Below are 12253 nucleotides of genomic sequence, written 5' to 3'. Positions count from 1 at the left end.
CTTGCCAGGAACCATAGAATCTCCCATAGGACCGTGCAATGCTTGAGGGCTGTGCTGTTCCTGTGGGAGCTGGCTTGCCGGCGATGGGGCACAGAGCGGCCCCACTTGATCAGTTGTGCGCGGTACGAGTTAGCGGGCGACCCAACTTTCGACTTCATCAGCGCCGTATTGCTGCTTCCACTCTTTCAACTGGCGGTGATTGCCGCCTTTGGTCTCGATAACTTCGCCAGAGTGCGGGTTCTTGTATTGCTTGACCTGTCGGGCACGACGCGGTGCTTTCGCTGTGGCAGCAGGTGCTGACTGACGGTTGGCCTGCGGATCGAGCAAATTGATGATGTCCCGCAGGCTGTATCCATATTCGGCGAGCAGGTCGCGTAGTTTTGTCTCAAACTCGATTTCTTTTTGCAGCTCGGACGAGCCTTTGAGCGCTTCAAGTTCAGCCAATTGCTGGGCCAGTTTTTGTTCAAGCTGACGAAACTCTGCCAGACGCGACATGTACTTACTCCGAAGTGGGTGGGGTGCTAGTTGGAGAATCCTAACGCGGTTCAAGTTCAAACCCAAATGACAATGAGCTCCAGCCCTGCGCAAGTTCTGTAATGGCGCCAGACACGACAGCGGTCATTAGCGCATGCGACAAAATAGCGCGTCACGGAACTTGAACTGCCCGTCACCGATACGGCTTAATGCGCGCGACGTTTTCATGGGTGATTCATGCTTTCAAGAGCGCGTGCGCATCTCTGTCTGTTCGCCTGCTTCGCCGTGCTGTTCAACCTGCTGGCGATGCCGCTTGACCGTGCCTTGCAAACACCCCGCGTCGACAGCCAATCCCTGATTCTCGGTAGCTTTTGCAGCCTGCACGGTGCACAGAGCCTGCCCAAGTCACTGCTGGCCCAGCTCAAGGCCGAGTTGCCACAACTCGATGAACAGCCGGACACGAAACACCAGGCGGGCGACTGCTGCTGTGGCCATGCCGGGCATAGCCTGCTGGCCAGCGACTACTATCGCCACCTGTTCCCGCGGTTCTGGCCCGATGCGCTTCTGCTCGGTGACAGCCACAGGTTGCCACTGCCGCGTGAGCAGTGGCCAAAGCTCAACCCCCGCGCCTCTCCCCTGGCCTGACCCGTCGCTGATTGCCAACAGCTGCCCCGTGACCTGCGGTGTGCAGCCCTGCCCGACTGTCTAGCCAGGAAACTTTCCATGCCTGCGTTCCGTTGTACCGCACGTGCTGCCTTGCCCGTGCTCGCTTTGTTCAGCCTCAGCCCCCTGACACTCGCCGTGGCCGAAACACTGCCTGCTGAAAACTCCACCCTCACCCTTGGCGCGGTCAACGTGACCAGTACCGAAAGCGGCCCGCTGGCCACCAGCAGCGTGCTCAGCTCGGTGGATATCCTGGGCGGCGACATCCTCGAGAAAATGCCGGTGGCCTACAGTTGGGAGCTGTTCAGGCGCGCGCCCGGGGTGTTGCTGACCGAATTCAATCAGGGCACCACCTCGGGCAAGCTGTCGTTTCGCGGCTTCAATGGCGAAGGCGAAGTGAACGCCGTGAAGTTGCTGATCGATGGCATCCCCAGCAACACCAACGACGGCAATATGCCCTTCATCGACTCGGTGTTTCCCATGGACATCGACAGCATCGAGGTGGTGCGTGGTACCAGCGATCCACGCTACGGCCTCAACAACATCGCCGGTAACGTCAATATCCACACCCGCACCGGGGGCAACTACAACAAGGCCCGCCTGCGCTACGGCAGCTTCAATACGCGTGAGGTGCAACTGGCCAAGGGCATCGAGACCAGCAATTGGACGCAGAACTACTTCTTCGCTCGCCAGCAGGTTGATGGCTACCGTGACCATGCCGATACCGAGCGCTACAGCTTCGGCGGGAAGTGGTTCTACACCCCCGACGATGGCAGCTACCGCCTTGGTCTGATTGCCCGTCACTACGAGTCAGAAGCTCAGGAGGCGGGCTACCTGACCGAGGATGACGCCCGCCATCATCCGCGCATGAGCAATGACTACAACGCCACGGACAAGGGGACGCGGCGGATGAACCAAGTCAGCGTGCACTTCGATACCGACCTGGCCGACACCTTGTCGTGGTCAGCCAAGACCTACCTCAATACCTTCGACGATCGTCGCTGGACTCAATACTGGCGTACCAGCTCGCAACAGGAACGAGACACCTACGAAGACCAGTACGGTGCCATTACCTCGTTGACCTGGCGGCCACAGGTGGACTGGCTGCACGCCTTCGCGCTGGAAGGTGGCAGCGATGTGCAAAAGCAACAGAACCGCAGCGAGCGCTATCGCACCGTGCAGCGTGTACGCCAGGCGCAGACACGCGACCAGGACTTCGCCTTCAACACGGTCGGTGCCTACGTGCAGGCGGAGATCGAGCCGCTCCCATCGTTGAAGATCGTGCCGGCCTACCGGGTGGACAAGATCAGCGGTGACTTCACCAACAAGATGACCGGGCAGGACTACGACATCAACGATTACGGGCTGATCAAGCAGCCCAAGCTGAGCATTGTCTATTCGCCATGGAAGTTTGCCAGCGTCTACGCCAACTGGGGCCGCACCTTCCAGGTCGGGACCGGCGCCGCAGCCTACAAGGTGCCGCCGCGCAATGAGGACCTGGCCCCTTCGATCAACGAAGGCTGGGAAACCGGCATCAAGTTCACCCCGGCCAGCTGGGTCGATGGCCGCCTCGCCTACTGGCGTCAGGACGCCTCTGGCGAAGTGAGCCGTCGCCTGAACGACCCCAGCGGGGAGTCGGACAATGTTGGTGAGACACGGCGCTGGGGCTACGACCTGCAGGTCAACCTGCACCCGAGCGAACGCACCGAGATGTGGATGTCGTACTCATGGCAATATTCGAAGATCCTTGAGCCGAGCAGCGCCTTGCCTGGCAGCAAAGGCAAAGAGATCGACCATGTGCCGCACCACCTGTGGAATACCGGCATCAACTACCAGGCTACGCCTGCCCTGCAACTGAGCGCCTGGGCAAACGGCCAGACCCACTACTACCTGGAGCGCGAGAACACCCAAGGCACCTACGGTGGCTACGTGTTGCTGAACCTGGGGGCAACCTACCAGGTCAGTGCGTCGATGAGCGTGGACCTGCAGCTGAAAAACCTGACCAACCGCTATTACGAGTACGCCTGGTACGACCCGGATGGGGCGCACGCTTCGCTGCACGCCCCCGGTGACGGGCGCGCACTCTATGCCGGTGTGACGTTCGACTTCTGATGGCAAAGCGGGCTGGCCACGGTGGCCCCGAGCAGGCGAGCAGACGCTCGCCTGTGGCACGGCCAGCCTGTTACAGGCTCATGTTCAACGACACGAATGCCGAACGGCCTGGGGCGGGCGAGAACATGGGCTGGTCGTTGCCGCCCCAGAAGAAGTTGTCGTACCAGACATATTCATATTCGCGGCCCAGCAAGTTCTTCACCTGCAGATCCACGCTGGTGGACGGGGTGATCCGGTAACTCACGCTGGCATCCACGACCACGAAGCCACCGTACTTACCCTGCTCGTTGAGCTCATCGATGTAGTAGCTACCCTGTGCCCGCCCCTGCGCGCCGAACTTCCAGTCGTCATTGTAGCGGTACTCGACGCCCACATTGCTGATGTAGCGAGGGGTGGAAAACACTTCTTTTCCTGACAGCGACTGGCCGTTGGCAGCCAGGCCCTTGACCACTTTCGCCTCCTGAACCGCGTGGGACGCCCAGACCGTCCACTGTTCATCCAGCTGTGCGCTGATCTGCATGTCCACGCCACGGCGGCGGGTTTCGCCGAGCCCCACCGTGGTACCGGTGCTGGGCATGTTCGCGACTTCATCGGTCGCATCCTGCTGCCACAGCGCAAGCCGCGCCTGGGCACCCGGGAACGGCTGGAATTTCACCCCAACCTCCTTGCCCGTGTTGATGGACGGGTCGTACGAGGCTTGCCCGGGCAGCAGGTAAGCCGGTTCCGCCGATCCGGTGAGTACCTGGAAGGTGCGCCCCCAATTGGCGTAAACGTCGATTTCGGGGGTGAGGCTGTAGATCACGCTGAGTTTCGGTTGGCGGATCCAGCCATAGTCCTGCAGGGATGCCTTGGCGCCGCCGAGCACCTCGGTGTTGCCGGAGAATTTATCCACCCGCATGGCAGGGATGATCTTCAGCGCATCGGTAGGCTGAATGACCGCCTGCACGTACCCGCCGATATTGCGCAGGGTGTAAGCGTCGTCATTTTGCACGCGCGCCGGCGGCGCGTCGAAGTCGGTTGGCACACCGTAGTTGTAGCGCAGGCGACGGTACAGGTTGTCCTGCTCTTCGTAGTTGATGCCGCCATCGAGCGTCAGCAACTCGTTGGCGCGCCAGGTGAGGTTGCTGAGCATGCCGCGCTGCTGCTCGTCCCACTGGCGTCGCTGGCGAGGTGCGTTGCCAGGCCGGTAATCGGTGAAAGTGACAGTGCGGTCATCGTTGTAGCTGTTGTAGTACAGCTTGCTGCTCAAGCTAAGGTCATCGGCCAGCTGCCAGTCACTGTGCAAACTCACCTGCTTCATGTTGCGGTCGTCACCATCATTGCCGTTCTTGGCAGGTGACTGGGTGCGGCTGGCGTGCAGTTGGTCACGGGTGAGGAAGCCCGGCTCCTGGGCTTGGTGATGATAAAGCCGGGCAATCAGCCCGACACGGAAGGTCTGGTCATCGTTGTTGACAAACCATTTGCCGCCCAACGCATATTTGTTCGAGTTGCTGTGGTCGCGGTAGCCGTTGCTGTCTTGCTTGGCGAGCATGTAGTTCTGGGCGAAGTTGCCCTCCTCGTGGCCGACTGCCAACTGCACTTCACGGGTATCGAAGCTGCCGTAGGTCACCCGGCTATCGACATAGTTGCCGCCCTGGCGTGTGGCAAAGTTGATGTTGCCACCGATGTTGTGCAGCCCATAACGCGGGTCGTTGGTACCGCGCACCACCTCGATGTATTCGATGTCCAACGGGAAAATCATGTCGATGAAGCGCTGGTTGCCGCTGTTGACGTTGCTTGGCACGCCATCGATCAACGTCTTGATGCCGTTGATGTAGCCCTCGCCGTTGAACGCACGGAAACTGACCTTGCCAGACTCTGCACCTTGGCCGGTTTCGGTCAACTGGATGCCTGGCATCTGCCCCAACAGCTGCCAGCTGTTCATCACGTTCTTGTCGCGCACCTGGTCGCTGCCAAGAACGTCGACCGAGGTCAGCACGTTTTCGGTGCTCAAGGCTACGCCAGCGGTCTGGGTGATGTTCACGTCACCGAGCGTGATGGTCGAGGTGCCGGTCTGTCCGGCGACAAGGTCAGGTGTGAACATTGCCGTGAAAATGGCAAACGATGCTTGGGGGAATCGCATGGAGAGTCCTGAGTCGGGCGTGGGTTGTTGTGTGGCAGACAAATGCGCGGCAAGGCCAAAGGCCAGTACCGCGATGATTTATGTTATACCATAACCTTTCGCGCCACTAGCGTTGGCTGCTGTCCACATACCCCCACCCGGTATCGCGTGAGCCCATTCCAGCAGAAGCTACCCGGTTCGAGCGGATTCGAGCTTGGGCAGCAGCATGAGGCCCCACCCATACATCCCACCCAGCGGGATCACAAGCTCGGCACCTTTTTTTGACTCATTTTTCACAAGCGATGGGCGATCGTTGAGCCATCCCTACGTGTGATAGCAGTTCCCATTGGCCCGTCTAGCAGCGGGCTATCTTTTGCCCGCGATTCAGGCCAGCGCCGGCAGTAACCCGTGCCAGCCCACCGTTGCTGGTGTATCAGAACTCGGTAATCACGGTCACACCCGCCGTATCGAAGCGGTCCATGTTCATCAACGCGTCGATGGACTGCGCCAGGTTGATGGTCTTGCCCACCAACTTTTCAGGGGCCAGCTTGCCCGAACCGATCATCTCCATCATGGCATCGTAGCGATGCGCTTGGATGCCATGGCTGCCGTAGATCTCCAGCTCATGGGCAATGACCTTGCTCATGGGGATCGCAGGCTGGGCGTGGTCTGCCAGCATCAGCCCGACTTGCACATGCCGGCCGCGACGGCGCAGGTTGTTGATGGAGTTGAAGCACGTGGCCGGGTGGCCCAATGCGTCCAGCGACACATGTGCGCCGCCCCGGGTGATTTCCATCACCGCCTCCGTCACGTCCGCTACCTGACTGGCATTGATGGTGGCCACGGCGCCCAGTGCCCGCGCCAGTGCCAGCTTGTCATCCGCGATATCGATTGCAACCACGTTGGCACCGATGGCCTGGGCGATCATCACCGCCGAAAGGCCCACGCCACCGCAGCCATGCACCGCGACCCACTGGCCTGCGCCGACCCTGCCCTGGTCCACCACCGCGCGGAATGAAGTGACGAAGCGGCAACCCAGGCTGGCTGCAGTCGCGTAGTCCATGGTTTCAGGCAGGGCCACCAGGTTCAGGTCAGCCTGATGGATCCCCACGTATTCAGCGAAAGACCCCCAGTGGGTAAAACCGGGCTGGAACTGGGTGTGGCACACCTGCTGATTGCCACTGTGGCACTGCGCACAGGCGCCACAGCCGCCTACGAACGGAACGGTTACCCGGTCACCCACCTTCCACTGGGTCACATCGCCGCCTACGGCGGCGACCACGCCTGCCAGCTCATGGCCTGGAACGTGGGGCAGCTGTATGTCCGGATCGTGGCCTTTCCAACCATGCCAGTCGCTTCGGCACACGCCTGTGCCTTTGACTTCAATCACCACACCATGCCGCTCCGGGCTTGGATCGGCGATATTCATCAAGCGCGGTGGCTGAGAAAAGGCTTCGTAGACGACAGCTTTCATGACGTTTACCCCTGCTGAAAACGGTTGGATGAGTCGTGCTTCCGGCAGCGCCCGAGCAGCGCTTTTCGGCGGCTATCAGTATGAAGAAAACGGCTGAAATTACCTTTCAGAGTTCGGTTGACATGGGTGCGCAAGTGAAATAAACCTTCAGAAAGCTCATTGATTGTGAAGGATTGGCGCATGGCCGACGCACTGGACAAGGTAGACATTGCAATAGCGGACAGGCTGCAACGTGACGGCAGGCTGTCGAACGTCAAGCTGGCCGAGCAGTTGTGCCTGAGTGAGGCATCATGCTGGAGGAAACAGAAGCGCCTGGAGGCGAGCGGCGTGATAGAGGGCTACCAGGCCATACTCAACCGCAAGAAGCTGGGTTTGGGGGTGATGGCGTTCGTGCAGATTTCCTGCACCGACCACAGCGAAGAGGCGACCGCGAAGTTCGAAAAGATCATCGCGGCGGCTCCGCAGGTGCTGAGCTGCCACAACACCACGGGCGAAGCCGACTTCCTGCTTCAAGTTGTCGCCCGGGACCTGGACAGCTATAGCCGCTTCATCGACAAGGTGCTGCGCAAGTTGCCCGGCGTGGCGAGTATCAGGTCCAACCTGTCGTTGCGCGAAATGAAAACAACCAACCAGTTCCCCGTGGCCGAACTCCTGAGCCTTTGATCAGCCCCTTGGGGTACTGGACGGCAACTCGCCGAAGCGCCGGCGGTACTGCTCGCTGAAACGGCCAAGGTGGTTGAACCCCCAGGCTTCGGCAACCTCGGACACCAGCCGGTCCGAGCCGCTGCACAGCAACTCATTGCGTGCAGCATCCAGGCGCAGCGCCTTGACGTACTGCATGGGAGACTGCTGAAGCGCGCGCTGAAAGCCTTCGCTCAAGGAGCGCACGCTGACCCCCGCTGCGCTGGCAATGTCTGTCAGCTTGATATCGTCGCGCAGGTGCTAACGGATATACCCCTCGGCACGCTTCACATGCCGGGGCATCAATGGTTGCGGGCCGAACCCGGCGCCGTGATCGGCGTGCAGCGCATGCATGAGGGTGAACAGCGCACTTTGCTGCAGAAACTCCAGCGTGTCTGCGGTAAAGCTCAACACGGCTTGTGTATAGGTACGCAGCAACGAAACCGCATGGGCAACGCCGTTGCAAGAGGCCATGGTTGTCACAGCGCGCCACTCTTATTGTTGTTGTGAGTGCTCACGTGTAAGCAATCGGCCGGGGGGAGTGAATGCCGGCCATCGCGAGACCCGCCTACAACGCTGCGGTGACGCGCCCCTTTGGCTTCCTTGCTGACGGCTGTTCAATCCTCGCGAATATGCCGCTCCTGGCGTTCCTGACGCTCTTTCGCTTCGATGCACAGCGTGGCGGTCGGGCGCAGCAGCAAGCGCCTGAGACCAATGGGTTCGCCAGTGTCCTTGCACCAACCGTACTCACCGCGGGCAATACGCTCCAAAGCCTCGTCGATCTTGTCCAGCAGCTTTTTCTCCCGCTCCAGCAAGCGCAGTTGCCAGTGCCGTTGCTCTTCCACGGTGCCCAGGTCGGAGGGGTCGCTGCTGGGTTCGAACTGCTGCATCAACTCGAACTCACGGGAAATTCGCGCTTGCAGCTCAGTCCGCTGTACCAGCAGCAGATCACGGAAAAAGGCCAGCTGTGCAGCGTCCATATAGGCCGCTTCAGGCATGCGGAGCAATTGGTCTTCGGTCATTGCAGTCGTTCTCACGTGGAGGGTTGCGTTTCAGCGCCGCTGGCCATTGAACGCCAGCGGTAAGCCTTGGCAGTGCGCGTTCAAGCTGTGCTCATGCCAGGCCAACTGCCCGGATACGATCGTGGTCGTGACCCGATGGCGCAGGCAGTGGTGCTGCAAAGGTGTCCACTGGCAGTGGGCAAGGACCGGGTCGAGGCCAACCGGTCTGGGTGCGTCGAGGCGTTCGACCAGGGCCAGGTCAGCCCAGTAGCCTTCGCGCAGGTAGCCACGTGCCTCTATCGCGAACAGGTCGGCGACCGCATGGCTGGTTTTACGCACCAGCTGGGTGATCGGCAGCAGCCCCTGCTCGACCAGCTCGAACAGCGCTGGCAGTGCATGCTGCACCAACGGCAACCCGGAAGGTGCCAAGCCGTAAGGCTGTTGTTTTTCTGCCAGCGTATGGGGGGCATGATCGGTGCCGATCACATCGATGCGGTCCTCCAGCAAGGCCTGGCGCAGCGCGTCACGGTCGGCAGTGGTCTTGATCGCCGGGTTGCACTTTATGAGATTGCCCAGGCTTGCGTAGTCGCGGTCATCGAACAGCAGGTGGTGGACGCACACCTCAGCGGTGATCAGCTTGTGGGCCGACGGGCCAGGCTCGAACAGCCGCAACTCCCTGGCAGTGGTCAGGTGCAGCACATGCAGACGGGTAGCGAAACGGTTTGCCAGCTCGACCGCCAGGCTGGACGAGCGCCAGCAAGCGTCTGCATCGCGTATCAGCGGGTGCATCGCTGGCGTGATGCCTGCGCCGAACTGCGCACGGTAGCGGGCTTCGTTGGCAATGATCGAAGGGGTATGCTCGCAATGCGCCAGCAACACCGTCGGTACACAGGCAAAAAGCCGCTCGAGCACCCTGGGGTCATCAACCAGCATGTCGCCGGTGGAGGCCCCCATGAATACCTTCACCCCGGCAATTTGCCGGGGATCCAGGCGGGCAACGGTCTCCAGGTTGTCCTTGCTCACCCCAAAATGAAAACCGTAGTTGGCAACCGATGAGCTGGCAGCGCGGGCCTTCTTGTCGTCAAGGGCCGCCAGCGTCAAGGTGGCCGGCCTGGTGTTGGGCATGTCCATGAAACTGGTGATACCACCGGCCACGGCAGCACGTGACTCACTGGCCATGCAGCCTTTGTGCGTGGCGCCGGGTTCGCGAAAGTGCACTTGGTCGTCGATCATGCCAGGCACCAGCCAGCGGCCTTGGGCATCAATCTCCACAGGGGCATTCATGCCCTCGATGCTGGCGGCGATCTTGTCGATTCGGCCGCGGGCAATGAAGACATCGGCCTCGAACACCTTGCCCTCGTTCACCAGCCGGGCATTTCTGATCAGGATACGGCTCATGAACGCGCGTCCCCGTGGCTGACACTGGCTGGCTGCTTGAACCGGAACGGCATGACCCATCACTCACTGCTAAAATGTTATGTTATAACACTGTATACCAGTGGGTATTTCCCCGTCATCCTCTTCTTGCATTACAGGTAATCCGCATGCGCGTTTCTCACACTTCTGCCGCCGAACCCTACGCCGACACTGAACTGGCCTGCCTGGCGGGGGCCAAGGCTGCGCTGTATCGCTGGGCAGCGACGGTCGCCACGCGTGACGTCGACCAGGTGCTGGCGCTTTATGCACCAGATGCGATCCTGGTGCCGACCCTGTCGAACCAGGTACGGGACTGCGACGACAGCCGTCGCAACTACTTCGACAACTTCCTGGCCAATGATGGGCTGGTGTGTGACATCCAGGTATTCAAGAAACGGGTAAGCCGCAAGCTCGGCACCGTGGTGGTCGGTGGGCTCTATACGTTCGTCTATCGCCAAGCAGGCGTTCAGCAAGTGGTGCCCGCGCGCTTCCTGTTCACCTTTGAACGGATCGACGACCAGTGGCTGATCACCGGGCACCACTCGTCGATCGAGGCCTGAGGGTGGTGCCAGCAGGCGGCCGAGGTTCGCATCCGCCGCGAGCACGAGATGCGGCTACCGCCGAGGGTGGCTCGGTGGGCCCTACATCTGCCGCAGCACTGCGTATATTTCAGCCACGATCTGGCAGCTGGCCTGCTCCACCGTGCCTTCATTGCGGCACAGCACCCAGCCCTGTTCGGCAACCGCACGTTCGAACGCCTCGGTACAGGCTACTTGTTCATCCAGGGTGTGGATGACGGTACTGCGCAGCCCGCGGGTGCGCGCAGCCGCCCGGGCCCAGGAGGTTTCGGCGCCGGTGACCACGCCCACGTGCAGGTCCGGCACCTGCACGCCGCGCTCAAGGTTCAACTGCAGGATCTGCGCAAACGGCACGCTGCGGCGGAAGGCTGCGTCCGACGGGTACCAGCGATCGATCAGGATGATGCTGCCGGCCGGTTGCCGGGGCAGCACGTTTCGGGAAATCCAGGCACGGCTGTCGGCAAAGCGTTGGCAAACCTCATGCTCCAGCGCCTGGCAAGGGTTGCGGGCAAGCCTGTTGACCAAGGCCATGGTATCGCCGCGGTAGGGATCGTTGTTTCTCTCGCACAGGCGGACCACCTTGTGCCCGCCCAGCCTGAGGGCTTTCGTAACGGCTTCCAGCAAGGTGGTCTTGCCGGTGCCTTTAGGGCCATCGATAGAGACAAAAAGCGGACGGTTCATCGTTCAAAACCCATAAGCGCAAGCGCGGGATGAGAGCATTGATCACACCCCGCTTCAAGCGCTTGCGCTCAAGGAGTACATTTGTACCCCACCCGGGACAGGCGGCCCATTCGCTAGCGCGCGGGTGCCGCCCCCGTCAGGCGTTTTACCCACGCCGATGGCACGCAACAGGATGTAACACCGCGAGGACCGCTGCGGGTCACCAACTCGGATGCACTGGTGGCGCCGTTGCTGGCAGGCGTCGCGCTTGCCGAACTGCCAGAGTTCATTGCGGCGCACTACCTGGCCGATGGCCGCCTGGAACGGGTATTGCCGGCATGGCGCATGACCCAGGGCGGCCTGTATTTCGTCACCCCTTCGGCGCGGAGTCGGCCACGCAAGGTACAGGCATTGGCCGATTTCTTTGTCGAGCGGTTGTCTGCCGCCGCCTGGCGGGGCCCTCGGGCTGAGGGCTGAGCGCAGCTACCTGCGGGTGAAACGATTGGGGCCACCCTGCAGGCAGCCCCAAAGCGTCAGCTGGAGACTCAGGGCCGCATTGCGCTGGCCCTTTCACGGCGCCAGGACGCGCCCACCAAGGTGGGCTGCCCAGGCTCAGACCGCCAGCGCGAGCTCACGCAGCTCGCTGTTGAGGATGCGGTCGTTTTCGCTGTAGTCGACCGGGCAGTCGATCACGTGCACGCCTGGGGTCTTGATGCAGTGCTCCAGCAGCGGCAGCAGGCCGTCGGCGCTTTCCACGCGGTGGCCATTGGCGCCGTAGGCTTCGGCATACTTGACGAAGTCCGGGTTGCCGTAGTCCAGGCCGAAATCGGTGAAGCCCATGTTGGCCTGCTTCCAGCGGATCATGCCGTAGCCATCGTCACGCAGGATCACTACGGTGATGTGCATGCCCAGGCGCACGGCGGTTTCCAGTTCCTGGCTGTTCATCATGAAGCCGCCGTCACCGCACACCGAAATCACCGGGCGATCCGGGTAGACCAGGTGTGCAGCCATGGCCGATGGCAAGCCGGCGCCCATGGTCGCCAGGGCGTTGTCCAGCAGCACGGTGTTCGGTTTGTGCGCCTTGTAGTTACGG

General features: G+C 61.3%; 13 protein-coding genes and 1 pseudogene. 5 read left to right on the top strand and 9 right to left on the bottom strand.

Annotated elements, in window-relative coordinates:
- Nucleotides 1-129: 129 nt before the first annotated feature.
- The gene (locus B3361_RS00565; protein ID WP_009684832.1) at nt 130-495 is read right to left on the bottom strand and encodes a histone-like nucleoid-structuring protein, MvaT/MvaU family; all 366 of its coding nucleotides are present in this window, start codon (nt 493-495) and stop codon (nt 130-132) included.
- 216 nt (nt 496-711) lie between these two features.
- Here B3361_RS00565 and B3361_RS00560 point away from each other — a divergent pair, with 216 nt between their 5' ends.
- Nucleotides 712-1119, top strand: coding sequence for a DUF2946 family protein (locus B3361_RS00560; protein WP_009684831.1), 408 nt, complete (start codon nt 712-714; stop codon nt 1117-1119).
- 78 nt (nt 1120-1197) lie between these two features.
- Entirely contained in the window at nt 1198-3249 is a 2052-nt protein-coding gene (locus tag B3361_RS00555; protein WP_054906188.1) for a TonB-dependent receptor, read from the top strand.
- Between the two features lie 70 nt (nt 3250-3319).
- Here the strand turns inward: B3361_RS00555 and B3361_RS00550 are convergent, their stop codons facing one another.
- Nucleotides 3320-5371 carry a TonB-dependent receptor gene (locus B3361_RS00550; protein ID WP_154211994.1) on the bottom strand — a complete coding sequence of 684 codons (2052 nt, stop codon included), beginning with the start codon at nt 5369-5371 and terminating at the stop codon, nt 3320-3322.
- 412 nt (nt 5372-5783) lie between these two features.
- On the bottom strand, nt 5784-6824 hold the full coding sequence (locus tag B3361_RS00545) for a zinc-dependent alcohol dehydrogenase family protein (protein WP_054906190.1): 1041 nt from the start codon (nt 6822-6824) through the stop codon (nt 5784-5786).
- Between the two features lie 180 nt (nt 6825-7004).
- Here B3361_RS00545 and B3361_RS00540 point away from each other — a divergent pair, with 180 nt between their 5' ends.
- Nucleotides 7005-7487 carry an Lrp/AsnC family transcriptional regulator gene (locus tag B3361_RS00540; RefSeq protein ID WP_009684825.1) on the top strand — a complete coding sequence of 161 codons (483 nt, stop codon included), beginning with the start codon at nt 7005-7007 and terminating at the stop codon, nt 7485-7487.
- Here the strand turns inward: B3361_RS00540 and B3361_RS00535 are convergent, their stop codons facing one another.
- The 4 genes from B3361_RS00535 to B3361_RS00520 all read right to left on the bottom strand — a co-directional run bounded on the left by B3361_RS00535 (nt 7488) and on the right by B3361_RS00520 (nt 9904).
- A complete protein-coding gene (locus B3361_RS00535) occupies nt 7488-7745 on the bottom strand; it encodes a helix-turn-helix domain-containing protein (protein WP_256217122.1) in 258 nt (85 codons plus the stop codon). It lies immediately after the preceding gene.
- A 21-nt stretch (nt 7746-7766) separates the two neighbouring features.
- Entirely contained in the window at nt 7767-7979 is a 213-nt protein-coding gene (locus B3361_RS00530) for a hypothetical protein (protein WP_054906191.1), read from the bottom strand.
- A gap of 143 nt (nt 7980-8122) precedes the next feature.
- A complete protein-coding gene (gene dksA, locus B3361_RS00525) occupies nt 8123-8527 on the bottom strand; it encodes an RNA polymerase-binding protein DksA (RefSeq protein ID WP_009684822.1) in 405 nt (134 codons plus the stop codon).
- A gap of 30 nt (nt 8528-8557) precedes the next feature.
- Entirely contained in the window at nt 8558-9904 is a 1347-nt protein-coding gene (locus B3361_RS00520) for a dihydroorotase (RefSeq protein ID WP_054906192.1), read from the bottom strand.
- A 146-nt stretch (nt 9905-10050) separates the two neighbouring features.
- Here B3361_RS00520 and B3361_RS00515 point away from each other — a divergent pair, with 146 nt between their 5' ends.
- Nucleotides 10051-10482 carry a DUF4440 domain-containing protein gene (locus B3361_RS00515; protein WP_054906193.1) on the top strand — a complete coding sequence of 144 codons (432 nt, stop codon included), beginning with the start codon at nt 10051-10053 and terminating at the stop codon, nt 10480-10482.
- An 81-nt stretch (nt 10483-10563) separates the two neighbouring features.
- Here B3361_RS00515 and B3361_RS00510 read toward each other — a convergent pair whose 3' ends face one another.
- Entirely contained in the window at nt 10564-11181 is a 618-nt protein-coding gene (locus tag B3361_RS00510) for a dTMP kinase (RefSeq protein WP_054906194.1), read from the bottom strand.
- 135 nt (nt 11182-11316) lie between these two features.
- On the opposite strand from B3361_RS00510, the pseudogene B3361_RS00505 reads away from it, so the two are divergent.
- Nucleotides 11317-11637 (top strand): annotated as a pseudogene (locus B3361_RS00505) (LysR substrate-binding domain-containing protein); the annotation flags it as partial.
- A gap of 135 nt (nt 11638-11772) precedes the next feature.
- Here B3361_RS00505 and B3361_RS00500 read toward each other — a convergent pair.
- A partial coding sequence (locus B3361_RS00500) for a thiamine pyrophosphate-dependent enzyme (RefSeq protein WP_286920034.1) occupies nt 11773-12253 on the bottom strand: 481 nt, incomplete at its 5' end.

This window comes from Pseudomonas sp. UBA6699 (genome assembly GCF_002454615.1).
Classification (GTDB): domain Bacteria; phylum Pseudomonadota; class Gammaproteobacteria; order Pseudomonadales; family Pseudomonadaceae; genus Aquipseudomonas; species Aquipseudomonas juntendi.
This window is presented reverse-complemented; position numbering and strand designations above follow the sequence as displayed.